At 43.6% G+C, this 24,811-nt stretch carries 22 protein-coding genes and 1 riboswitch; of the genes, 13 read left to right on the top strand and 9 right to left on the bottom strand.

What is annotated here, in order from left to right:
* Window positions 1-9 precede the first annotated feature (9 nt).
* Together ACHZBG_RS08845 and ACHZBG_RS08840 are read left to right on the top strand one after the other, a co-directional pair.
* Entirely contained in the window at window positions 10-1,455 is a 1,446-nt protein-coding gene (locus tag ACHZBG_RS08845; RefSeq protein ID WP_320129091.1) for an aminoacyl-histidine dipeptidase, read from the top strand.
* Window positions 1,452-2,216: a gamma-glutamyl-gamma-aminobutyrate hydrolase family protein gene (locus tag ACHZBG_RS08840; RefSeq protein ID WP_320129090.1), complete on the top strand. Its 765-nt coding sequence runs from the start codon at window positions 1,452-1,454 to the stop codon at window positions 2,214-2,216. Before ACHZBG_RS08845 ends, ACHZBG_RS08840 begins: the two co-directional genes overlap by 4 nt.
* Here the strand turns inward: ACHZBG_RS08840 and ACHZBG_RS08835 are convergent.
* Both ACHZBG_RS08835 and ACHZBG_RS08830 read right to left on the bottom strand, forming a co-directional pair.
* Entirely contained in the window at window positions 2,171-3,382 is a 1,212-nt protein-coding gene (locus ACHZBG_RS08835) for an FprA family A-type flavoprotein (protein WP_320129089.1), read from the bottom strand. The genes ACHZBG_RS08840 and ACHZBG_RS08835 overlap by 46 nt on opposite strands.
* Window positions 3,383-3,458: 76 nt before the next feature.
* On the bottom strand, window positions 3,459-4,169 hold the full coding sequence (locus ACHZBG_RS08830) for a SprT family zinc-dependent metalloprotease (protein WP_320129088.1): 711 nt from the start codon (window positions 4,167-4,169) through the stop codon (window positions 3,459-3,461).
* An 18-nt stretch (window positions 4,170-4,187) separates the two neighbouring features.
* On the opposite strand from ACHZBG_RS08830, the gene ACHZBG_RS08825 reads away from it, so the two are divergent.
* Window positions 4,188-4,631 carry a hypothetical protein gene (locus ACHZBG_RS08825; RefSeq protein WP_320129087.1) on the top strand — a complete coding sequence of 148 codons (444 nt, stop codon included), beginning with the start codon at window positions 4,188-4,190 and terminating at the stop codon, window positions 4,629-4,631.
* On the opposite strand, the gene ACHZBG_RS08820 is transcribed toward ACHZBG_RS08825, so the two are convergent.
* Complete coding sequence (locus ACHZBG_RS08820; protein WP_320129086.1) at window positions 4,628-5,572, bottom strand: lysine exporter LysO family protein; 945 nt, start codon at window positions 5,570-5,572, stop codon at window positions 4,628-4,630. The genes ACHZBG_RS08825 and ACHZBG_RS08820 overlap by 4 nt on opposite strands.
* A gap of 22 nt (window positions 5,573-5,594) precedes the next feature.
* Between ACHZBG_RS08820 and ACHZBG_RS08815 the strand changes: the two genes are divergently transcribed.
* The gene (locus tag ACHZBG_RS08815; RefSeq protein WP_320129085.1) at window positions 5,595-6,848 is read left to right on the top strand and encodes a TraB/GumN family protein; all 1,254 of its coding nucleotides are present in this window, start codon (window positions 5,595-5,597) and stop codon (window positions 6,846-6,848) included.
* Window positions 6,849-7,036: 188 nt separating this feature from the next.
* On the opposite strand, the gene radA is transcribed toward ACHZBG_RS08815, so the two are convergent.
* From radA to ACHZBG_RS08795, 4 genes are read right to left on the bottom strand one after another with little or no spacing between them, the layout of a single operon-like run.
* Window positions 7,037-8,398 carry a DNA repair protein RadA gene (gene radA, locus ACHZBG_RS08810; RefSeq protein ID WP_320129084.1) on the bottom strand — a complete coding sequence of 454 codons (1,362 nt, stop codon included), beginning with the start codon at window positions 8,396-8,398 and terminating at the stop codon, window positions 7,037-7,039.
* 24 nt (window positions 8,399-8,422) lie between these two features.
* Window positions 8,423-9,373 (bottom strand): peptidylprolyl isomerase, encoded by a 951-nt coding sequence (locus ACHZBG_RS08805; RefSeq protein WP_320129083.1) that lies wholly within the window; start codon window positions 9,371-9,373, stop codon window positions 8,423-8,425.
* 17 nt (window positions 9,374-9,390) lie between these two features.
* Window positions 9,391-10,353, bottom strand: a complete 963-nt coding sequence (locus ACHZBG_RS08800; RefSeq protein WP_320129082.1) for a ParB/RepB/Spo0J family partition protein — start codon at window positions 10,351-10,353, stop codon at window positions 9,391-9,393.
* A complete protein-coding gene (locus ACHZBG_RS08795; protein WP_320129081.1) occupies window positions 10,334-11,104 on the bottom strand; it encodes a ParA family protein in 771 nt (256 codons plus the stop codon). Before ACHZBG_RS08795 ends, ACHZBG_RS08800 begins: the two co-directional genes overlap by 20 nt.
* Window positions 11,105-11,209: 105 nt before the next feature.
* On the opposite strand from ACHZBG_RS08795, the gene ACHZBG_RS08790 reads away from it, so the two are divergent.
* Window positions 11,210-11,437 (top strand): NifU family protein, encoded by a 228-nt coding sequence (locus ACHZBG_RS08790; RefSeq protein WP_320129080.1) that lies wholly within the window; start codon window positions 11,210-11,212, stop codon window positions 11,435-11,437.
* A 735-nt stretch (window positions 11,438-12,172) separates the two neighbouring features.
* Here the strand turns inward: ACHZBG_RS08790 and gyrA are convergent.
* Together gyrA and gyrB are read right to left on the bottom strand one after the other, a co-directional pair.
* A complete protein-coding gene (gene gyrA, locus ACHZBG_RS08785; RefSeq protein ID WP_394699380.1) occupies window positions 12,173-14,704 on the bottom strand; it encodes a DNA topoisomerase (ATP-hydrolyzing) subunit A in 2,532 nt (843 codons plus the stop codon).
* 65 nt (window positions 14,705-14,769) lie between these two features.
* A complete protein-coding gene (gyrB, locus tag ACHZBG_RS08780) occupies window positions 14,770-16,809 on the bottom strand; it encodes a DNA topoisomerase (ATP-hydrolyzing) subunit B (RefSeq protein ID WP_320129078.1) in 2,040 nt (679 codons plus the stop codon).
* A 199-nt stretch (window positions 16,810-17,008) separates the two neighbouring features.
* On the opposite strand from gyrB, the gene dnaA reads away from it, so the two are divergent.
* The 8 genes from dnaA to jag all read left to right on the top strand — a co-directional run bounded on the left by dnaA (window position 17,009) and on the right by jag (window position 24,468).
* A complete protein-coding gene (dnaA, locus tag ACHZBG_RS08775; protein ID WP_320129077.1) occupies window positions 17,009-18,427 on the top strand; it encodes a chromosomal replication initiator protein DnaA in 1,419 nt (472 codons plus the stop codon).
* Window positions 18,428-18,641: 214 nt separating this feature from the next.
* Window positions 18,642-19,748 (top strand): DNA polymerase III subunit beta, encoded by a 1,107-nt coding sequence (gene dnaN / locus ACHZBG_RS08770; protein WP_320129076.1) that lies wholly within the window; start codon window positions 18,642-18,644, stop codon window positions 19,746-19,748.
* On the top strand, window positions 19,748-20,839 hold the full coding sequence (gene recF, locus ACHZBG_RS08765; protein ID WP_320129075.1) for a DNA replication/repair protein RecF: 1,092 nt from the start codon (window positions 19,748-19,750) through the stop codon (window positions 20,837-20,839). Before dnaN ends, recF begins: the two co-directional genes overlap by 1 nt.
* Window positions 20,829-21,149 (top strand): DUF721 domain-containing protein, encoded by a 321-nt coding sequence (locus ACHZBG_RS08760; RefSeq protein WP_320129074.1) that lies wholly within the window; start codon window positions 20,829-20,831, stop codon window positions 21,147-21,149. The genes recF and ACHZBG_RS08760 overlap by 11 nt, the downstream gene beginning before the upstream one ends.
* A 109-nt stretch (window positions 21,150-21,258) precedes the next feature.
* On the top strand, window positions 21,259-21,426 hold the full coding sequence (rpmH, locus tag ACHZBG_RS08755) for a 50S ribosomal protein L34 (RefSeq protein WP_320129073.1): 168 nt from the start codon (window positions 21,259-21,261) through the stop codon (window positions 21,424-21,426).
* The gene (rnpA, locus tag ACHZBG_RS08750) at window positions 21,407-21,775 is read left to right on the top strand and encodes a ribonuclease P protein component (protein WP_320129072.1); all 369 of its coding nucleotides are present in this window, start codon (window positions 21,407-21,409) and stop codon (window positions 21,773-21,775) included. The genes rpmH and rnpA overlap by 20 nt, the downstream gene beginning before the upstream one ends.
* An 87-nt stretch (window positions 21,776-21,862) precedes the next feature.
* Window positions 21,863-23,698 (top strand): membrane protein insertase YidC, encoded by a 1,836-nt coding sequence (gene yidC / locus ACHZBG_RS08745; RefSeq protein WP_320129071.1) that lies wholly within the window; start codon window positions 21,863-21,865, stop codon window positions 23,696-23,698.
* 62 nt (window positions 23,699-23,760) lie between these two features.
* Window positions 23,761-24,468, top strand: coding sequence for an RNA-binding cell elongation regulator Jag/EloR (gene jag, locus ACHZBG_RS08740; protein ID WP_320129070.1), 708 nt, complete (start codon window positions 23,761-23,763; stop codon window positions 24,466-24,468).
* 128 nt (window positions 24,469-24,596) lie between these two features.
* Window positions 24,597-24,772, top strand: a riboswitch (cobalamin riboswitch).
* Window positions 24,773-24,811 lie beyond the last annotated feature (39 nt).

The raw sequence follows: 24,811 nt of genomic DNA, 5'->3' as shown, positions 1-24,811 counted from the left end.
AACAATAAAATGAATTCTGCAATAAAAGGTCTCAAACCCGAACGTGTCTGGTCTTATTTTCAGGAAATTTCCAAAATTCCCCGGGAATCAGGTAATGAAGAGGGAATGCGCCAATACCTGTTGGCTTTTGCAAAGCAACATTCGCTTAAAGCCGTTACCGATACAGTAGGAAATGTAATTATACGAAAACCAGCCTCCAAAGGATTCGAAAATCGTCCCTCGGTAGCCTTGCAAGGGCATATGGATATGGTCTGCGTAAAGACCAAGGAGAGCAAGCATAATTTTCTTACCGATCCGATAGATCTCGTTCTTTCCGGGGACTACCTCCATGCAAAGGATACAACGCTCGGTGGGGATAATGGGATTGCCATTGCCATTGCCCTTGATATCCTTTCCGATGACACTGCTGAACATGGTCCCTTGGAGGGAATCTTCACCGTAAGTGAGGAGACAGGTTTGACAGGAGCTTTCGGCATACAAAAAGAACATATCAACAGTCGCTTGATGTTGAATCTTGACAGTGAAGAAGAAGGGGTTCTCTATATCGGTTGTGCCGGAGGAATTGAAGTCGATGTACAATTTTCTGTAAAACAGGAAACCATCCCTGCAGGATATCTTGCCTTCTCTCTCTCTTCTTCGGGAATGCTGGGTGGCCATAGTGGTGGAGAAATTCATAAGCAAAGGGCAAATGCAATAAAAATCCTGGCCAGAGCCCTGGTTGCTATACCTACTAAAATGCTCATCTCCGCAGAGGGAGGAACAAAACGCAATGTCATTCCATCTTCCTGTTCCTTCTCTTTTGCCGTACCAGAAGCAGACAAGAGCAAAGTGGAAGCCATCGTGGAAGAGACTGCAAAAGCCTTATCCATCGAATATGCCATAAGTGATCCCGATATTACGCTGGAACTCACGCCAATCGTAACTCCCGCCAAGGCAGCAAATGCCAAGCAAAGCGAAGATTTTGTCAGAAGCCTGTACATTGCCCCCCATGGGGTGGATGCAATGAGCCTGACAATCCCGGGAATTGTCGAGACCTCCTCGAACCTGGCCATCATCCGGTTTGCAAACGATAGCTTCACAGTCATTTCCAGTCATCGTTCTTCCGTTCTATCCGCTCGTGATGACATCGCGCATAGACTTGGAGAAGCTTTTTGTTCCTGTGGTGCCAAGGTGACCTATGAAGGAGCCTATCCATCCTGGACTCCCAATCCTGCTTCAAAACTTACTGCGTTCTGTGCCAAGGCCTACGAGGAATATACCAATACAAAACCGGTTATCACGGCGATTCATGCCGGCTTGGAATGCGGTATCATCAATAGCCTGGTTCCTGGAATGGATTCAGTATCCTTCGGACCAAACATGTATGACGTGCATTCCGTCAAGGAAAAAATCTCGGTTTCCTCAGTCGAACGGATTTATGGCTTTACCCGCCATCTCCTTTCAATGATTAAATGAGATTACCAGTCATAGGGATTGCGGGGACACTTCAAACATGTCCCCCATCCTCTCCTTTTGTCGGATGGAAACGAGATATCACCAATGAAGCCTATACTTCATCCCTGGTACGGGCAGGAGCAATACCGATAATGCTTCCCATACTCGATCAGGCCACAGAGGCCCAGATAGAAGGACTTCTTGATCTTTGTGACGGACTGCTTCTTCCAGGGGGATCCGATATCGACCCATCTTTATATGGAGAGGAAAAAGATCCTCTTTGCAAGGAATTCGACAACAAGACCGATATATTCCAGTTGCAATTGCTCAAACAAGCCCTTGCACAAGGAAAACCTGTATTGGGAATCTGCAAGGGATCCCAACTGATCAATGTAGGTTTCGGGGGAACTCTCTATCAGGATTATCAATTAAGAATAGAAAATACTTTTGCCCATGACCATTATGAAAGCCCCACAAAAGGTTGCCATACCATTATGCTCAAAGAGGAAACACGCCTACGACAATTGTTCAAGGAAAAGACTCTATGGGTAAACAGCCTTCACCATCAGCAAGTCAAGGACCTGGGCAAAGGATTAAAAATAGCCGCCCTCTCAGAGGACGGCGGTATAGAGGCCATCGAATCGGAAAATGAAAACTGGTGCCTTGGTGTGCAATGGCATCCAGAAGCAATGATGATGGGATCATCATCGATGCTTCCGGTTTTTACCGCCTTTACCTATGCTTCCCGAATGGCCTTGGCCATGGATTTTGCCAGCTCATAAGCTTTCTTTTTATCCTCTTCAGTCGGAGCCCCTTGGTATTCCACGCACCCCTGCAAGTCAAGTTTCATCAAATCGACAAATTCAGAGAATTGTTTCTGGGCTCCCCCCGACCAACCATAGGAACCGAATCGAATTGCCTTGCGGTCATTCACATGGCTTCTTTCCAGGATGTCGAGAATATGATACATGGGGGGGAACATCTTGTACTCATAGGTAGGCATTCCGATAATAAGCCCCTCTGACCTCCAGGCTTTTTCCAGGACAAAAGATTCATGGGTCTGAGGTACTTCAAAGACATGTACCGGAATCTGTTCGCTTTCAATACCAGCTACCAGGGAAGGGACCAGGGCGGCAGTATTGCCATACATGCTTGACCAGACCAGGGTAATTTCTTTTTCCCGGGGACCTTGCATATAGGTTGCAAGTCGATGATACCAGTCTACAATCTTATGGGGTTCTTTTCTCCATACGACTCCATGACTGGGAGCAACGATAGACAGGGGATGTCCCTCCACCTTGGCAATTCCACGAATAACAAAGGAAGAGAAGGTAGATACGATATTGGCAAAATATCGCTCGGTCTCCCCAGAGAGCAACTCTTTCTCCTCTTCACTCAATTCATCATCAAAACAATGTTCATAACGACCAAAGGAACCGAAAGCGTCACAACTGAAGAGTATACGGTCCTCGATATCATAAGTCATCATGGTCTCTGGCCAATGGATATTCGGAGTCATGATGAATTCAAGGGTTTTGCCGCCAAGGTCGAGGGTTTCCCCGTCTTTGACTGCCCTTACATTTTTTTCAATTCCATAAAACCACTTTATGAGAGGAACGGCTTTTTCGGAACAAAGAATTTCCACCTTTGGATTTTTCTCTACGAAGGAAGCCATGGCACCTGTATGATCAGGTTCCATATGATTGATCACCAGGTAATCTATTCCGGTATTTTTCAGGTCCAATTCAGAGAGCTGTTCTTCAACAGCCAGGACTGCACCATCCCAATCCTTGACCAAATCAACCAGGACTGTCTTCTTCTGTCCTCGTACAATATAAGAATTTAGCATAACGCCATTCGGAAGAGGCCAAATACCTTCAAACAGGTCCCTAGTTCCGATTTTGGCTGAAACACGGAATACTCCGTCTGCTAGTTTATCAGGTTTCATTTCATCATCTCCTCGTTACAAAGATACACGAAATAAAGGGTAATGTGAATGCAATATTGCAAAGACACACAACCTACTATATCGTAAGTTCCGACTGACGTTGCAGAGAAAACATATGCCTTTGATGCATTTTCCAATTTGGCATATACTCACTAAGAAGGGCATGAAACTCCCTACCATGGTTAAAATAGACCAAATGGGCCATTTCATGTAGCACCAGATAGGAAAGGTCCTCCGCATCCAGGGAGGCGGAACGAAGGGAAAAACTCAAAAACCCTCTTGCAGAACAACTTCCCCAACGACGCAGGCTGTCTCGTACCGAGAAGGGGGGAGGCTCAAGGGAAAGGGTTTGGGCCCATTGAAGAACCAGAACGGCCAGACGAGCCTTGGCATACCCTCTATATAATTCCTTGAGTTCCCTACAGACTTCTTCCTTGGTGGGTTTGTTCCCACAATAGCAAATCTTGAATATATCATTTTCAAAATCAACTGAATCCTCATTGGAAGGTTGCAAGGAAAGCAAGCAAGGCTTTCCTTCAAACAAGAAATGATCACCATTGTCCCAGGAGTGAATATATGCAAGATTCTGTTGCTGTTGGTTTTCAACGGTTACCTTCAGTTTCATAAGATTTTTCTCGATGACTTTTTCAATGGTACGAATCGAAACCCGGTAGGGAGCGGAAACCCGTATGGAGCCATCACCCATGACCCGAATAGTGACATTCCGGCAATTTTTCCTACGAAACAACGTGTATTGCAACGACTGTACTTTACCTATGGTTTTCATTTTGTTACAGTTACTCCCATGGAAAACAACAAGCCAATGATACTCCATTTATTCCAGGAGTTACCATATATCCTTGACACAGAGAATCCAAGGGACCTTTCCTTGGCATACGGAGACTTGCTCGACAGAATCGACCGATCTGAAATAGGCTCGGAAATCTGCATCGCCCTCTCACCTGTATTGACTGTTTTGTTTACAGCATTCCAGGAACCCCCGACAGAAGAACTCAGACAAGCGGTGGCCCAAGGACTACCCCATCCAAAAAGAAAACAGGATATTACTATTGCCTCGGGAGATTACCATTTTGTACAGCTTCCCATGACTCCCACCAAAGAGGAAGTTGAGCAAATTCTACTCCCTCTTTCAGAAATGCAAGCTTGTGATGGAGCTTCTACAATCTATATAAGGATGATCAAGGAAAACCTTCTTGAAGTCATCGTCCAGGTTCTCTGGGCTGTCTAGAAAAACAAGGGAATCAAGAGAGGAGCTACCAAGCTCATGATCACCCCATGATATATATTGCTGACAACCGTGGAGGATCCGAAATGGGTGGAAAGCAACGGAAGGGTTACATCCATGCTCGTCGCTCCCGCGGTACAGACAGCAGGATAATAGAACTGTTTCCCCAGTCTTCCGAAAAATGGAATGAGAAAAAAGGATAGGCTCTCCCTCAATAGATTACTGATAAAGGAAACGGATCCCAAAACAGGGAACCCCAGATCAGTTATCAGGACACCCGAGAGAGAATACCACCCAAAGCCACTGACAATTCCCAAGGACTCCTTTATGGTAAAGGAAGTCAACAAAGGGACAAACAATGCTCCCAGATACGTTCCTACAATGGTGAATACGGGAAGAAGCAACAATTCCTTATGGGAGAACATTCCCTTGAAATTGGTATTCTGAAACACCAGGCCCATACCGACAAAAGCCAGCATGGCATATAGCAGATAGGAAATAAGGGAGGAATGGAACCAATTGAAAAGGGGCGTCGCAAGGCGTAGGAACATTCCTGACAACACTATCCCCACAAGGAACAAGGGTTCCTTGACAATATCCCAGATTCTTCTGACCAGACTGCCTTCCTTGCGGGGAGCAATGGCAATAGGTTGCTCTCCTGCATTCCTGTTGAAAATCTTGCAGGCAAAAAAGGAAATGCAGATAGTTCCCAAAACCCCGCACAGGGTACAGGCAAGGGCTGAAAAACCGATGGTACCCAATTTGGAGACAATACCTTCGATATTCCCGGTATTCACCCCCATAAAAAACAACAAGGCCCACACGACGATTGTCTGGGCAACCGATATCATACGAGCGAATTTTCGATTCACGAAGAACCGGGCAAGAACCATACCCAAGATCAAGGCAAAGGTCAGTCTTCCCAAATAAAGGATTGTATCCATAACGAAGAAATGTATAGGAATCTTGGCAACATGTCAAATTCTCTTGTTTCTCGACGATTCCTTGAGTATAGTTGACAACATGACTGATGAAAAAATAAGCGACACACTCCACCGGCTGACCTTTCAGGACGGACGGCAAATAATTCTGGTTGGTACTGCCCATGTTTCCAAGGAAAGCGTTGATGAAGTGGCCTTGTCCATTGATAACGAGCAGCCTGATCATATCTGTCTGGAATTGGATGATGGCCGATTCAAGAACAAAGAAGATGAAGGCTCTTGGTCCAACATGGATATCAAGAAAGTACTCAAGGAAAAGAAAGGATTTCTCCTTTTGACCAATATGGCACTGGCTTCCTTCCAAAAACGAATGGGGAATCAATCGGGAAGCGCTCCAGGGGAAGAAATTCTCAGTGCTGCACGGTTGGCCAAAGAAAAAGGAATTCCATATTCCCTCTGTGACCGGGAAATCCAGATTACGTTCAAGAGAGCCTGGAGAAAATCAAATCTTTGGAACAAGTCAAAGTTGATAGCCACCATTATTTCCGCAGTCTTCAGCAATGAGAAAATCTCTGCCGAGGAACTTGAGGAACTGAAGAAATCGGATGTCATGCAAGGAATGCTTGATGAGATGGCAAAGGAACTTCCCGCCGTCAAAACCGTACTCATCGATGAACGTGACCAGTATCTTGCAACCAGTATCTATCAAGCTCCAGGCAACAAAGTCCTGGCTGTCATAGGAGCCGGTCATCAAAACGGAATAATCTCCTGCATGCAGAGACTGGAGTCAAAAGAACTTTCTCCTGATCTTTCGGAAATTTCAGAAGTCCCTCCCGCAGGAAAATCAGGAAAGATTCTCTCCTGGGCTTTTCCGACTCTTATCGTAGGTATCCTTTTGTATGGTTTCTTCCATTTTGGGCAAGCCCAGGGAATCAAGATGTTTGTCTACTGGTTGGCAATCAACATGTCCTTTACAGCCATTGGAGCTATCATTTCCCTGGCCCATCCCCTGAACATCATCATCAGTATGCTTTCAGCCCCACTTGCAAGTCTTCATCCTGCAATCGGAATCGGTATGGTCAGTGGCTTGGTGGAAGCCTCGTTACGAAAACCCAAGGTGAGGGATTTCGAAAACCTTTCTGATGATGCCTTGAAATTCAAGGGTTGGTACAAGAACAGGGTGCTTCATGTCTTGCTGGTATTTCTCCTGACAAGCGTATTTGCCGTAATAGGCAATGTAGTTGTATTCCCTCTTCTTCTGACTATGTTGGCACGATAGATACATTTTCATATTGATGGATTTGATTATCAATAGAAAACGGGAAGGTCAAAAGACTTTCCCGTTTTTCTTTGCTCAGCCCTAGTTCTCAGGGATTTTGTATATATTTCTTGTATCCCATAAGTTTGGAAGGCATCCTTATTTTATGCATACCTTGCTAAAATACAGCGTATTTTGAGAGTCTTGGCTCAGACCATCTTGCTACAGACCTGTACAGCTTCCTTGAGGGTATTGCAACGACTCACCTCAAGCACACCACCCAGTACCGTTGTTTTCGGAACCAAAACCCTGGAAAAACCAAGTTCACCAGCTGCCTTTTCACGCTTTTCCGAAAAGCTCACGTTCCTGACTTCCCCGGAAAGGCTGAGTTCTCCGAACGCAAGGAGTTTGGAAGGAAGACTTACTCCCTGTACCGCCGACCACAAAGCCAAGGCAAGTGGCAATTCAACAGAGACCTCGGAGATCTTCATTCCGCCTGCTACATTCACATAGATATCCTGGTCATTGAGTCGAATTCCGGCATGACGTTCAAGCACCGCAGCTACACGATTTACCCTGGCATTGTCGATGCGATCTGAATAGACTCGGGAGAATCCACTTTTTGCAGGTATTGTCAAAGCTTGTATCTCGACAAGAAATGTACGGGTTCCCTCAATGACTGCTGTATACACAATACCGGGAGGAGTGTTTTCCCCTTCCCGTTCAGTTATAAAGAAGGAAGTTGGATTCGTTACCGCGATCAAGCCTTTATCTGACATATGAAAAATTCCGATCTCATCGATTGATCCGAAGCGATTCTTTGCAGCCCTGATCAATCGTACCCCACTTCCCGCCTGATCAAAATAAAGAACGGTATCGACAAGATGTTCGATGACCTTGGGACCTGCCAACACCCCTTCCTTGGTGACATGGCCAATGAGGAAAAGGGAAATTCCCAATTGTTTTGACAATCCGACAAGTTCAGTGGAACAACACCTGATCTGGTTTACGGAACCGGCAGGAGAAGGAACTTCGCTGCTGCTTAGGGTTTGCAAGGAATCAATCACCACCACATCGGGTTTTGTCTTTTCCAATACATTGGCAAGTATCTCTATACGGGTATCACAAAAGATAGAAATCTTTTCAAGGGAAAGTCCAAGCCGCTCAGCCCTGAGTTTTACCTGGGACGGGGACTCTTCTCCTGAAACATACAGAACTGATTTGCCGAGAGAACATTTCTCGATCATCTGGAGCATCAAGGTAGATTTCCCGATACCAGGCTCCCCTCCAAGCAAGATAGAGGAGCCACGCATGACTCCTCCACCCAAGACACGGTCAAGTTCGGAAATACCTGTCTCGAACCGAAAACCAGGATCTATGTTGATGTCCTTGAGGAATACTGGGCTTGTCTTGGTATCGATTACCGCGGCCTTTCCCATTTTCTGGGATGGGGGAGTGGCCATTTCTTCCTCAAACGAATTCCAGCTTCCACAGTCAGGACATCTTCCAAGCCATTTTGTCTCAATTCGTCCACATTGCGTACACACAAATTGTACAGCCCTGTCTTTCACCGGTATTTCCTTTTTTATACAATATTAAAACTTAATCAATTCCACATCGAATACAAGATAAGAATTCGGGGGAATTACCCCAGGATAACCCATGGTACCATACCCAAGATGAGGAGGAATGATAAGCGTTCTCTTTTCTCCGACCGTCATGGCAACCAAGGCTTCATTCCATCCTTCTATCACCTCTCCAATGGAGAATTGCGCAGGAGCTCCTCTTTGAACAGAACTATCAAAAACTCTTCCATCCAACAAGGTTCCTGTATAATGAACCGTTACGGTCTGACCATTCTTCGGGCTCTTGGTTCCTGTACCTGGTTGGGTTATCACATATCTAAGACCACTTTCGGTAACAATTGCTTCAGGCCATCTATTCTTGAGCTCTGCATCGATTTTCTTCAGTTCGTTCTTTTCCCGGTTCTTTGATTTATCTTCGGCATCGGCAACAAGTTTCGTGAATGTTTCACGTGAAACCTCAAAAGCCTCGGCTTCACTACCTACACGCAGTATCTCCACGGAGGACAGCTTGTCACCCTGGGCAATTGCATTGACGATATCTTGCCCATCCTGGACATGACCAAAGATTGTGTGCTTGCCATCGAGCCAGGGAGTGGCTACATGCGTAATGAAAAATTGGCTTCCGTTGGTTCCGGGGCCAGCATTTGCCATGGAAAGACATCCAGGGGCAGTGTGCTTGAGTGAATCATCAAATTCATCGGGGAACGTATATCCAGGACCGCCGGTACCATTTCCCTTGGGACAACCACCTTGAATCATAAAATTCTCAATGACCCGGTGAAACGTCAAACCATTATAAAAAGGCTTGCCTTCATTACTGATATTCAACGTACCTTCAGTCAGCCCAATGAAGTTGGCTACCGTCATAGGTGTTTTCTTATACTCAAGGGAAAGAAGGATATCTCCCTTTGTGGTATGCATAACGGCATAGAGCCCGTCAGCGAGTTCTTTTTTTTCCATGAATCTCTCCTAAATAATTATACTTCAAACAAGTCCTGACCAGGAGCCAGCAACTGATAAAGCCTTTCCAATTCTTCACTGGATCTATAGGGTATTTCAATTTTTCCCTTTTCCAATGAACCTTTTACTTCAACCTGGGAACCAAAGACCTGCAAGAACTTGTCTTCGACAGAAATCACTTCCCTTGGTTTATCCAACCCCTTGGTTGTACGATTTTTCTTATTTTGGAAAGCCGCACGCTTTCCTTTATTGAATTGTGCAGCCAATTGTTCGGTAGCCCGTACGGAAAGATCTTTCTCAAGCACGGTCCTATAAAGAATTTCCCTATCCGCAGGGTTCACCACCGATAGAAGGGCACGAGCCTGCCCGGCTGAAAATTTTCCGGTGAGAAGGTCATTCTGCATAGGAGATGAAAGTTGGAGAAGTCTGATGCTATTACTGATAGTAGATCTATTCTTTCCCAAACGTTTTGCCAATTCGTCCTGTGTAATTCCTGCTTCCTGAATAAGATAGGCATAAGCCTTGGCTTCTTCGACAGGATTGAGATTTTCTCTTTGAATGTTTTCTATAAGAGAAACTTCAAGACGCTGCATATCAGAAAAACTCTTCACTAGCACAGGAACCTGTTCAAGACCTGCCATCTTGGAAGCACGGTATCGTCGTTCACCAGCTACTATGCTGTACTCTCCTGAAGAGATTTCCTCAACCAAGATAGGTTGGAGAACCCCCTGACTTTTAATTGATTCTGACAATTCTCTTAGGCTTGCATCATTGAAGTCTTTTCTTGGTTGCCGGGGATTGGCATGAATATGTTCCAAGCCGACTTCCAGAAAGGCATGATCAGATGCATTGTTTTTACCCTCTTGACGTTCTGGGGAAACTCCCAAGGCATTTTCCAGTACAGAGTCGAATGTATAATCATTCATCAATGAACTTATACCTTTGCCTAGCCCATGTTTTTTATTCGGATTTTGCGACACGGCCTACAACCTCCTGGGCTAGTTTTTGGTATGCCTTCGCCCCACTTGAACTCATATCGTACACATTGATGGGAAGTCCATGGGAAGGAGCTTCCGCAATCCTTACGTTACGGGGGATCAAGGTAGAGAATACCAAAGAACTGAAATAGGACGAAATATCCTCCACCACGTCATTGGCAAGCTTTGTACGCTTGCTATACATGGTAAAGAGTATTCCAAGGACCTTCAGTGAGGGGTTCAGGGATTTCTTTATATTGGAGACTGTACGCATCAAGAGATTCAGGCCTTCCATTGCAAAATATTCACATTGCATGGGAATAATCACATATTGGGCCCAACACATGGCATTGATAGTTACAAGGCCCAGGGACGGGGGGCAATCGGCAAGGATATAATCCCATTCCGAACCCAGGGTATCCAACGTCTTTTTTACAAAGAACTCCCGCATTTCCTGATCGACCAATTCAATATTCAATCCTGCCATATTGATATTTGCTGTCATGACATACAAATTTTGCACAGAGGTTGATTGGCATGCCTCTTTTGCCGAACATTTGCCGACTATGACCTCATAGGTCCCAGGAAGCCGATTATCCGCAGATACGGCACTGGTCAAGTTCCCTTGGGAATCAAGATCCACCAAGAGGACCTTTTTCCCCAGTTGGGCCAATGCCGAGCCGAGATTTACGGCAGTGGTAGTCTTCCCTACACCGCCTTTCTGGTTTAGAAATATGATCTTCTTCACACTCATATATCTACTATACGAAAAAGAATACTAAATGTCACCTATAAAGGAATACTCCTTGACCCTTATGTCGCTCTATTGTATCTTCAAAGTACCCTATGGAGGAATGACATGGAAGAAAAAGTCAAAAAGGCAATAGAGGATATCAGACCCTCCTTGCAAAATGACGGAGGCGATATCGAGTTTATCAGTTTGGTCGGAAATGACGTCACTGTTCGTTTGGTAGGTGCATGTGCAGGCTGCCCAATGTCCCAGATGACACTGAAAAGCGGTGTGGAAAGATATTTGCGGAACTTCGTCGACCCTAAGTTAACAGTAGTCAACAGCCCGGATCTATAAGCCGAACCGTTTGTATTCAATTTCTACGTTTCACGGAATCATATGTTTCACGTGAAACGTATTTTTTTTGCCTATATACCATCCATATTCTGACAATATCGCATAGCCCATATGAATTTTTGGTGTTCTACACCCGTTAAATGCCGCAAAGAATGGTAGAAAATGCATTCATAGCCATTGTACAAAACCAGACTTATAAAGAATTGATTCCTGAACTACATATTTTCTCAAGGGCAATGGTTCTTTTGGAAAAGTAAATAAATAACCTACATACCCAACCATGGCATACCACCTCTACATAGTATCGTCTTACCGGTATCACCTCAGCTATTGCAAGCAAAGTTTCAATTTCCTACAACCATGAGTTCTTGATGTTTCAAACAAAACCAGAAGTTATTACATACCCGTCACAAGAAAACTTTTCCTGTATTGATTATATGGTTTTCAGGCTTATTTGACATATTGCGGTATTATCCTTGTTGTTTTGTTTCACGTGAAACACGAAAAAGAAAATCATTGGAAAAATGCACTATGTCTTTTTGCCTGGTTTTTTGCTTTATATTTTTTGAATTTCCCAAAATGCAAAAAAACAGCATTCTACAGCGCTAAATGCAGATTTTTTATATATGTTTCTATTTAACGATACAGATAAGCGTGGAAAAACTGACTCATTTTTGCTCAAAAAATAGGGTCATCCAACAACCTGTCAGATGACCCTATATATGTTGAAAATGATTACTCTTCGTCTTTTGTAGAGTCAATCTCCTCATCCTGAATCGCTTCTTGATCTAACTCAGAGTCTTGTTTTATCTGCTCTAAGTCACTCTTGACCTCTTCAGTGGAAGTACCTTCCAAAGCCTCGGGATCCTGTTCGTCATCTTCTTCTCCAGAAGTAGAGGCAATGGCGACGATACAATCCTTGGGAGACTTCATCGTTACGACCTTGACCCCACTTGCGTTCCTTCCTTGAATCGAAATATGATTTACATGAATCCGCAGGGTTTGTCCCATGAGGGTCACACATACCACATCATTATCGTCATTGACAGCCAAGGCACCTACAATGAAAGAGGCCTTTCCACCTATACGATAAATCTTCTGGCCTTGAGTACCTCGTCCATGGACAGAGAAACTATCAAACGTAACCTGCTTGCCTTGTCCATTCACAGTGACCATGAGAATTCGTTTGTCATGATCCACCTTCAGCAAACCAGCTACCTCATCCTCGCCAAGAAGCTTGATACCTCTTACCCCATGGGAAGCACGTCCCATAGCCCTTACATCAGACTGGGAGAACCGAAGCCCCTGTCCGTTTTTGGTAATCAGCATGACTTCATCGCCATCCTGCACAAACTCACATTGCAAGAGTTCATCACCCTCATCAAGATTGAGAGCAATTATCCCCCTGGTTCGGGCATTCCTGAAATTAGCCAAGGAAACCTTCTTGATCACACCATGGCGGGTAGCCATCATGAGATAGGTATCCTGGCTGAACTCCTTGAAACTGATTATCGAAGTAATCTTCTCGGAAGTCTCCACTTGGAGGATATTTTTTATACTGGTACCCTTTGCAGTCTTGGAAGCTTCGGGAATATCAAAGACCTTGGTATAATATGCTTTTCCCGCATTGGTAACAAACATGACATACTCATGGGTGGAAGCAACAAACATATGGTCAACAAAATCACCATCCTGAAGTTTTGTAGTCCTGGTACCTTTACCTGCTCTTCCATGGGCCTCATATTCGCCTGTAGGAATTCTCTTTGCAAAACCCTTGTTACTGATAAGAACGACAACTTCCTCATCCTTGATGAAATCCTCAAGGGTGCTCTGTCCGATCTCCTCACGGAGTATCTTCGTCAATCTATGGTCTTTCGGTGCCAGATTGGCAGGTAAGGCCCTGATTTCGGTTTCCACTACCTTGAGAATTTTTTTGACATCGGAAAGCAAGTCCTGATAATAGGCAATCTTTTGTTCAAGATCACCCAATTCCTCGAGGATCTTTGAAGTCTCCAGATGAGACAATCTGCCCAATTTCATATCAATGATTGCCTGGGCTTGAATCTGGTCAAGACCAAACCGACTCATCAAGTGCTCGGCGGCAACAGTATTGTCATTCGATTCCTTGATGATCCTGATAACCTCATCGATATTATCCAGACCAATTTTCAAACCCAGGAGAATATGAGCCCTTTCCTGGGCTTTTCTCAGGTCATAGCGGGTTCTCCTGGCAACAACATCTTCCCTATGGAGAATATAATACTCCAACATTTGTTTCAGGTTCAGTTGTTGGGGTTTTCCATTGACCAAGGAAAGATTGTTTACGTTGAAATTCGACTGCAAGGCCGTATGTGCAAAGAGTTGATTGAGGGTAACCATTGGTTCCGATCCCATTTTCAACTCAATGACAATACGGATACCCTTACGGTCGGATTCATCTCGAACCGTCGAGATGGAAGGAATCACTCCGTCTTTCCGCAAATCATCAATTTTCTTTACAAGGTCGGCCTTATTTACCTGATACGGTATCTCGGTAAAGACCAATTGGTCATGCCCTTTGTCATGGGATTCAATCTCATAGCAGGAACGCATGACAATCTTGCCTCTACCGGTTGTAAAGGCATCCTTGATGCCCTTCATGCCGCAAATAATTCCACCAGAAGGGAAATCAGGTCCCTTGATATGTTCCATCAACTCATCGATGGTGATATCGGGATTCTCGATGACAGCACAGATTGCATCACAGATTTCCTGCAGGTTATGAGGTGCCATATTGGTGGCCATACCGACTGCTATACCACTGCTTCCATTTGCCAGCAAGAATGGAAAAGATGCAGGCAGAACCGTTGGCTCCTCAAGAGAGTCATCATAGTTAGGCCCAAAATCGACGGTTTCTTTCTGTATATCCAGCAGCATCTCTTCGCCGATCTTACTCATCTTGGCTTCGGTATATCTCATTGCTGCAGCAGGATCCCCATCAATGGAACCGAAGTTCCCCTGGGGGTTTACCACTGGATACCTGAGAGAAAAATCCTGGGCAAGACGCACAAGCGCGTCGTATACTGATGCATCGCCATGCGGGTGATACTTACCTAAAACATCACCTACTATACGAGCACATTTCTTGTAACTGGTATTTGCCCTGAGGCCCATTTCATACATATCAAAGAGAATTCGCCTATGGACCGGCTTCAGGCCGTCCCGTACATCAGGCAAAGCCCTGCTAACAATTACGGACATGGCATAGTTGAGATACGAGGTACGCATCTCATTGGAAACATCCACCGTAATTATTCTGTTTTCGTTTGGTTCTTCCACGATACTATCCTTTCCTAGACATCCAAATTCGATACATAGACGGCATTCGCGTCAATGAAGGCCCTACGGGGCTCAACCTCTTCACCCATCAACATGGAAAAGACCCTGTCAGCCTCTTCAGCATCCTCAAGGTGAATCCTGCTAATCATACGAGTCTCAGGATCCATGGTCGTCTCCCATAACTGATCAGGATTCATCTCACCAAGACCTTTGTAGCGCTGGATAGGGACTTTTGAGGAATCAGTGACATTGTTCTCCGTAAGGATCCTGACCCGAGCTTCCTCGTCATAGGCATATTCAACACGTTTGCCAAATGTAATCTTATAAAGGGGAGGCATTGCAAAATACACATAGCCTGCCTCGATCAGGGGGCGCATATACCTGAAAAAGAAGGTAAGAAGCAAAGTCCTGATATGGGAACCATCAACATCGGCATCAGCCATGATGATGACCTTATGATATCTGACTTTCGTGATATCAAAAGTATAGGTGCTATCACTATCGGTATTTCCGCTTCCATCCATATTATTGTATCTGGTCATGCCGGCACCGATGGTAGAAATGACCGGCTGCAACTTATCATTGCCAAGGACCCTGTATTCCTGAGCCTTCTCTACATTGAGCATTTTTCCCCATAAGGGAAGAATGGCCTGGAATTTTCGGTCACGACCTTGTTTTGCCGATCCACCTGCAGAGTCACCTTCTACTATGAACACCTCACACTTCGCCGGATCTTTTTCAGAACAATCGGCAAGTTTGCCAGGAAGCCCGCCACCCTCGCTTTTTTTGCGAATCTGTTCCCTGGCCTTACGGGCAGCGACACGTCCGAGGGCGGCCCCTATGATTTTATCAAGGATTATCTCGGTGGAAGAAGGAAATTCATCGAAGTAATTGCCCAATTTCTCATAGACCATCGACTGTACAAGACCTGCAACAGCAGAGTTGCCGAGTTTCATTTTTGTCTGGCCTTCAAATTGAGGCTCAGGTATCTTAACCGAGATAACAGCAGTAAGCCCTTCTGAAATATCACTTTGCTCAAGCTTTTCTGCATATTTCTTCATTAATTTAGGGTTTTTCTGCAACTGGGTATTGATAACCCTGGCCAAACCACTACGGAAACCTGACAAATGAGTTCCACCTTCACGGGTGTTGATGTTATTTACGTAGGAAAGAACCTTTTCGTCATATTTATCATTATATTGCAGCGCAATTTCAACCTTGATATTCTCCCGTTCCCCTTCAATGGAAATAGGGGGATCAATCAAAACTCTTTTATATTCGTTCAAATAGCTTACAAAATGGCTGATACCACCTTCAGAATGAAAGCTCTGGACCTTGGGAGTCTCACCCCTTCGATCTGTAATGGCAATGGTAATTCCCTTGTTCAAAAAGGAAAGTTCCCTGAAACGGTTAACCAAGACCTCATAACTAAATGAGTTGGCTTCCATGATCGTATAATCGGGGGAAAAACTTACAACGGTACCGGTACGGTCGGAATCTCCGATTTTTGCGACATCACCTTGGGGAATGCCCTTGCTGTATACCTGGTGGAAAACAGCATCATTCCTGTAGACAACGACCTCCATCCACTCGGACAGGGCATTTACACAAGAAACACCGACTCCGTGGAGACCTCCGGAAACTTTGTAAGAATTCTTGTCGAATTTTCCACCCGCATGCAATTGGGTCAAAGCAATCTCAAGAGAACTTTTCTTCTCGGTAGGATGCATTTCAACAGGAATTCCACGACCATTGTCTTCAACGGTACATACTTCATTTCCTTGCGCATTCAAATCAAGAAAAACCTGGATATCCGTGCAATAGCCGGCCATAGCTTCATCGATACTGTTATCCACCACTTCGTAAACAAGATGGTGCAAGCCGTCGATGCCAGTTGATCCAATATACATTCCGGGTCTCTTTCGAACAGCTTCAAGACCCTTTAGGACTTGTATGCTCCCGGCAGAATAGGTATTTGGCGAACCATCCGTACTTACTGCACTGTGGTGCAATGGCGGCTGGAAAGATTCATTGGAAAAGCTCCCTTCACTCATTCGTTATATCCTTATGTAATAATAAAAAAATGCTTATGCCGATTCTTATCAAGTATACCAGAAATTGAAGGTTGTTGCAATAGGCACATAAAATAATAAGCTATTTTTAACTTCTTTTAATATATAATTTTATTATTGATTTTTACACTACCTTCACTCTAGTATTGCAAGGCGTTGTCCTACAGAGTAAAATAGTCCCATGACTGATTCAAAAAGCTACTATTTTGAATTCTGGCAGGAGACAGCCTCACGCATAAAAGAGACTCTTCCAGAACAGGAATATACGACCTGGTTCAATCGTATCGTCTACATCGGCTCCGATGACAGAAAAGTCATCCTCGCTGGTGCAAGCCAATTTATTCTCGATACGGTAATCTCACGGTACAAGGGCCTGATCGTAAATACCCTCAGTGAACTCACCGGCGAAGAGATTAGCGTGGATTTCATTGTCAAATCCAGGGGAGAAATCGAAGAAAGAAAAAAACAAGATACAGGAGAGAAAAAACAGAAACAAGAAGAACCCGTAATACAGGTAGTCAAGGAAAAAATCTCCGCGGAAAAGAACCTGAAGATGAAGATAGGTTGCAACCTGAACCCTTCCTACGAATTCACGAACTTCGTAACAGGGGACAACAGTACATTTGCCTTCAATGCAAGCCTGGCCATTGCCAAGAACCCCGGGGTAAGCTACAACCCTTGCCTTATTTATGGTGGAGTCGGCATGGGAAAGACCCATCTGCTCAATTCAATCGGCAATTACATCCTTGACCATACCCCGGAACTGAAAGTGATGTATGTCACGGCAGAGATGTTTACCAATGAATTCATTGAATCGATTGGGGCACAGAAAACCCAGGGATTCAAGAACAAGTTCAGAAAAGTCGATGTATTGTTGATAGATGATATTCATTTCTTGCAAGGTAAGGACAGTACCCAAGAAGAGTTGTTCCATACCTTCAACAATCTCTATGAATCAAAGAAACAAATGGTTTTCACCTGTGATAGACCCATCAGTGAATTAAAAAACATTACCGATCGTCTCAGTTCCCGTTTTGAACGAGGATTGAATGTAGATTTGCAACCACCTAACTATGAAACCAGGATGGCTATCCTTAAAAGCAAGACTAAAAAAAGGGCAAGTGCAATGAGTGATGATATACTCAATTATATCGCTGTCAATGTATGTACGAATGTCCGTGATCTTGAATCTTCCTTGACCAAGCTCATAGCCTATAGCGAGCTTCTTGGCCAAGATCTTTCCTTGGACAAGGCAAAGGAACTTTTAGGAAGCCTGCCTTCAATTGCAGCCAATGCAAACCAGACCCTTTCCATCGATACCATCATCAAGGTGGTCGGGGAATATTTCAACGTCAGCACTTTCGAGATCAAGGGAAAAAAGAAAAACAAGTCCCTTATACAACCCCGCCAGATAGCGATGTACCTTTCCAGGGATATCACGGAATTCTCCACGACAGAAATCGGAACCGAATTTGGGGGTCGTGACCATACCACCGTAATGCATGCTTTCGCACGCATAGAATCACTTATGAAAAGTGATGAATCTTTCAGCAATACCATACTAAAATTAAGAAGGGACTTAACAAACATTAAGAAGTAATAGCCTGTGGATTGCTTATGGGTAGCTTGTGCATAACTGGCTTTGCCTGTGGATTGCCAAATTTGCCTGTTGATCAATTGTGAATAACCTAGAAAGTTATCCACAGGATAGAAAAATTTAAGCAATTATTGTATAATGAATTATCGAGCTATCCACAGAAATCGTGCTATTATTACTATTATTACTAATTTTTATATTAAACTAGGAGTAATCAATGAAATTCGCCTGCAGCAAAGAAACGATCCTAAATGAAATAATATATTCAATGGATTTTACCAGCCAAAGAAACTCACTTTCCATCACCTCAAACGTATATCTGGAAACCTTTGATGATCGTCTTATCATCAAGGCAACCGACCAGAAAATTGGCTTCACTTCAGAGATAGCAGTACAAACAATTGAAAACGGATCCATAACAGTATATTGCGATAGATTTCTCAACATCCTTCGATCGCTTCCCGATTCTGAAATACAATTCTCGACCAAGGACGGTATGCTTGCCATCAAGCCTACCAACCAAACCATTGACTTCAAGCTAAGGACAATCAATGGTGATGAATTTCCCCAGATGGAAACTCTCGGGGAAAATACTTTTTTCTCCATTTCCCAGAAGACCCTCAATGAAATGGCAAACCAAACAATCTTTTCCATCAGTGAAGATGAGACAAGATTCTTTCTTTGCGGATTATTCCTTGAAAGAACTTCCACGGGAATGAACATGGTCGCCACCGATGGAAGACGTCTTTCCATCATTGAACGTAAGTTCTCCGAAGAAATTCCGACTTTCCCTTCTGTCATCATTCCACCAAAGTTTTTCCTTGAATTGAAAAAACTTTCGGCAGATGAGGGAAATCTTGATCTCTGCATCACAGAAAATCTTATCTATGCAAAAATAGGAAAAAGATTTTTCTATTCAAACCTCATAAAGGGTCAGTACCCAAATTATCGTAGGGTAATTCCTGAAACGCAAAAATATTCAGCTACCATGAGGGTTCAGGACATGCTTGATGCGCTTAAGCGTGTATCACTCTTGATTGAAAACAAGGCAAAACGAATTTTCCTTGATATCAGTGAAGCTGGAGTCCTTGTAACCAGCGATGAAAGTGAAATGGGTGAAGCAAAGGAAATTATTCCTTGCAAATATGAGGGACCGGAAAGCAAGGTTTCCTTGAATTTTGTCTATTTGCTCAATCCCCTCAAGGCAATGGAGGGTGAATATTTCTCCATAAACTTTACTGAACCTACTAAGGCTATGACAGTAAAACCTGATACTGAGCGTGATTATTATCATATAATCATGCCCATGCAGCCCAATGCCTGATGCGATTCACTTCCATCAGGGCAAATCAATTCAGAAATCTCGAAGCAAAGGAAATACCTGTTGACAGAAAACAGGTATTTCTTGTAGGTCCCAACGGACAAGGCAAAACAAATCTTCTCGAGGCAATATATACACTTTGCTATGGATCTTCCTTCAGGACCCCATTCATGAAGGAATTGGCAAGCCATGGTGAAAAGAATTTTAAGTTGACAGGAATGTATTCTGATGAAGGTTTACTTACTCATTGTCTTGAACTTGAGTACAAGGATTCGAAGAGAACTGTCCTTCTCGATGGTAGGGAAATAAAGGACAGGAAAGAACTTATATATAATATTCCATGCATTGTCTTTTCACATGATGACATTTCCTTTGTCAGGGGAGAACCGGAAGAAAGAAGGCGGTTCTTCGACCAAACCATGAGTATGTACAATCCACTATTTTTCGATGACATGAGACATTATCGTTCAGTCTTGAAGCAAAGAAACCAGGCCATAAAGGAAGAGCGATATTCCCTTCTCGAGATTTATGATATGCAACTGGCAAAATATGGACTTGCCATTCAACAGGAAAGAACCAGGGCAGTATTCGAGTTTGATCAGATATTTCCCGGGATGTATAGCGAAGTTTCCCAGACTGACAGGGAAATACATATCCAATACAACCCTTCTTGGTCCCGGTGTGCCACGGAAGAGGAAATTTTTGAGCACCTGGCCAATAACAGGCAACGTGACTTGAATCTTTCGACCACAACTAGCGGTATTCATAGGGATCGTTTTAATGTCATTGATCAAAACGGTTTATTTTCCCAAAGTGGATCTACAGGTCAACTACGGTTGGCTTCCTTGATTTTCAGGGCAGCGCAGATGGCTTTTTTCCAAAAGAAAACAAATAGGCAACCTTTATTGCTTGTCGATGACGTACTTTTGGAACTGGATTTCAAGAAAAGGGAGATGTTCCTGCATCTCATGGAATCGTATTGCCAGGTTTTTTTTACGTTTCTTCCTGAAGAACATTACTTCTCTTCCCTAGCAGGGGATGATGCATTGGTGTATGATGTAAAAAACGGGAGGTTTTCACTCCATGAAGGATAAAAGCCCGAGGGTTTGCAAAACCAACGATCCCATCGATTCCAAGCAAGTTTTGGATATGGTTTTGCACAGACTGAATATCAGTCTGGACAATCCAAAGGCTGCAATTGGGATGAAGTGGCAGGAGATTATTGGATCGCGTTTATACCCCCATGTCAAAATTGTCGATATCAGGGGAAAAACCTTGGTTTTGAAGGCTGATCATCCATCCTGGGCTCAGATTACAATGATGCAACAGAAGAAAATTATTTCTGCTGTGAACAGGAAATATCCCTCATTGGAAGTAAAGGATCTTCAGGTACTCAGTGCATAGTTACTTGACGTAAGAGAAGTTGCTCTATATACTGCACCACTCGGGGGAGTATCCTCCGCTTAGATAGAAAAATATCCGCTTAAAGCGATGAAAAATTGGAGAGTGTCTCATGAGTTACAAAGGAAAAAGGACCTACCAGCCCAGTAAGATGAAGAGAAATAGAAAGTTTGGTTTCCGTGCCAGAATGGCTACGGTTGGTGGCCGTCTCATCTTGGCAAGAAGAAGAGCCAAGGGTAGACATAAGCTTAGCGTCTGTGATGAGAAGAAACCTTACTAAGCAAGAAATCGTAAAGCGACAACCGGAGATCAACCAAATTTTTAAGACCGGCAAGACACAAGCTTGTTATGGCATGAAAATGGTTGTTTCCAAAAATCAACTTGATTTGGATCGAATAGTCGTAATTCCTGTTCGTCATTTTGGCAATGCCGTGCAAAGGAACAGGATTAGACGCCAAATCAAGGAAATTTGGAGAAACGAAAAGCCCCGAATGATTCCCGGTTACGATTTTGCGTTTGTAGTATATCCAGGAAAGGTTCAAGATAATGAAACCCAAACGAAGCAACTCATATCTCTTTGTGAAAAAGCGGGGGTCTTCCTTCAACTGGAAGATACTCCTATAGTCTAATTCTCATTCATTATTGTGTAGAAAACTTCGAATATAATATCTTTCCTGTGATAATTCTCTCATGATTCCCAACCCTCAGGAGTAGATATGGACAAAAATACCATACTTGCCATTGTTCTTTCCGTAGTTGTCATAACAGTTGGAATGACTATCCAGACGTCCTTTTTTACCCCTGCACCGACAGCATCCCCACAAGAGACGGTTGCTTCCGATGCCGGTCAAGAAAAAACTACTGATACAGTGAATCTCAGTCCTGCCAAGAATGCCATGATTTCTTCGAATCTTGCCTGGAATACAGATTTGCCAGGATCCTTGGTTTCTGTAGGTACCCAAGGAACAAAGAGTAAGTTTGTTTTCAAGACTGATGTTTTTACTGTTGAATTCAATCCCGTCGGAGCCTCGGTATCTTCTTTTAAACTCAATAAACACCTGGATAAGGGCGAACCTGTCGAGTTGTTGTTCAAGGGGCCAAAAGAACATGATGCCTTCCTTCTTTATGCAGGGAATGACAAGACAAATCCGATAGATGCAACCTTCCGTTATAAAATCAACGGAAAGAAAATTATCTTCAGTCAGGATTTTGAACTGCTGGATGAAAAAGGAAAGCCTTCCGGTGATCCGTTCACCATTACCAAGACCTATACGTTCGGACAAGAGGATTATCTTTTCCAGCTTGATATATCCATGGAGAACAGTATCAATAAATCGATACCTCTTTCCTATGAGAATTTTGCCTATACCTTGGGATTCGAACCCCAGATAGGACCTTCTTTTTCTACACTTCCGAACAATAATTACAACTACAGAAGATTCTATATCAAGGAAGATGGCTCTTCCAACAAGAAACAGATCAAGCTTAGCAATGGTAATTATACCACCACAAAGCCGCTCTCCTGGGCTGCTCTTGCCGGTAAGTATTTCTCACTTATTGCCATTCCAGATGCTACTTCCTATCAGTTGAGTCTCAATGAGGATACAACCGGTTCCATAGCCATGAAATCAAGTATGTATTTCTCACGTCCATCCATTAAATCTTCTTCCCAAAACGATACGTTTCGCATCTATGCAGGTCCCCAGCTTAAACAAGACATGGCCATATATAACAATGCCAGTTCCAATAGTTTCAAGGTTTCCAATTTAGATCTTGAAAAAGCCTTGGATAGCAGTTCTTGGCTTGGATGGCTCGAATCCTTCTTGAAGCTCTTGTTGAATGGACTTTACAAGATTATTCCGAACTATGGTGTGGGTATCATCATTCTTACGTTCCTCTTGAAATTGGTATTGTATCCAATTACCAAGAAGAGTATGGATTCAACTGCCAAGATGTCAGCGCTATCTCCGAAGATGGAAGAAATCAAGGCAAAGTATCCTGATAATCCGACCAAACAAAATGAGGAAATCGCTACTCTATACAAAAAAGAGAAGATCAATCCAATGGGTGGTTGTCTCCCCATGTTGATTCAGTTCCCTCTTTTGATTGCCTTCTACGGATTGCTTAACAAGCACTTTGAATTGCGCGGAGCCATGTTTATCCCCGGTTGGATCCCTGACCTTTCCATGCCGGATACTGTGTTTACCTTCCCGTTTACGATTCCTTTCATTGGAAATGAATTGCACCTTCTTCCCATTATTTATACGGTAAGTATGATTTATTCGATGAAGATTACGCAGAATTCTTCAACGGTTGGATCACAGCAAGGAATGATGAAGTTCATGACCTACGGAATGCCCTTGATGTTCTTCTTTGTTCTCTATAGTGCACCTTCTGGGTTGATTCTCTATTGGTCGGTAATGAACGCTCTTTCAATTTTCCAGCAGTTGTTTGTCAACCGTAAAAGAAAGATTGAATCAGAGACTGAACCTGAACCAAGCAAGGTAAAGCAATTTCCCAATTCGAAGGGTTCAAAAGGAAAGCGGAGGTAAAAACCCGTTATAAGTAAATTTTAACATTGGGAGGAGTGTTCCTCCCAATACGGAGAAAATATATGATGAAAGAATTCGAAGGACGTACCGAACAGGACGCAATTGCAAAGGCAATTGAGGAACTGCACATCGAACGTGAAGATTTCGATGTGGAAATCGTCGAACCAGTCCGCAAGGGCCTTTTCAAGAAAAGCAACGTTAAGATTAGAATTCACTTTGATGAAGGCAATGGCCTTGATAACCAGATGATGTATGAACGTCCGGTTTTGGATGTAGCCCAGGGCGATGCCCCCATCAATAGTGAGCTTGAGCAAAAGGTAATTGCCTTTGTGGCAACTATGATCGAAAAAATGGGTTACGAGTCTTCTGTAGCGGTAAGTTTCCGAAAGGAACGCAAGCTTGGTTTGAACATCGATAGCGAGAATTCAAGCATTATTATCGGACGGAAGGGAAAGAACCTGGATGCAATACAATTGCTTGCCAATGTATATGCAGGACAAATTGACCCTGATCAGAAGATTGTCGTTGATAGTGAAAACTATCGCATGCGGCATGAAGAGCAGTTGATAAGGATGGCCTTCAAGACTGCTGAGCAAGTGAAGAAAAATGGCAGGAGCCGTTTGCTTGAACCAATGAATCCCTATGAGAGGCGTTTGGTCCATACAGCTCTCAATGATTTTGGTGGAGTTGAGACTAAAAGCGAAGGCGAAGGCTTATACAAACAAATTCGTATTTCCAATAAAAGGGACAACGGAATTCCCCAGATGTAATTACATCAAGAATCTTCCGAACTATAAGGGCGAGCGATGCGAGAGCGTCGCTTGTTTTTTAATTAGAAGGTTCCATAAAAAATCTTGACAAGAAAAGGTTTTAAAGTCTACTATTTGTAGCGTACAATTTAGTACAAAACACTATATGTTGTGTGTATAGGAAAAGGGAAGTTGGGTATGAATGCCCACGCGGTCCCGCCGCTGTAAAGGTGAGGATTTGGCTTGAACCACTGGAGAAATCTGGGAAGGATGCCAAAACCGTTGAACCAAAGCCAGAAGACCTCCCTATACAGACACGCCGTCACGGTGAATGACAATGGCGTGGATAGGTATATCCTCGTCT

This window comes from uncultured Sphaerochaeta sp. (assembly GCF_963676625.2).
Taxonomy (GTDB): domain Bacteria; phylum Spirochaetota; class Spirochaetia; order Sphaerochaetales; family Sphaerochaetaceae; genus Sphaerochaeta.
Note: the sequence above shows the minus strand (reverse complement) of the source record. Positions and strands in the feature narration are given on the sequence as shown.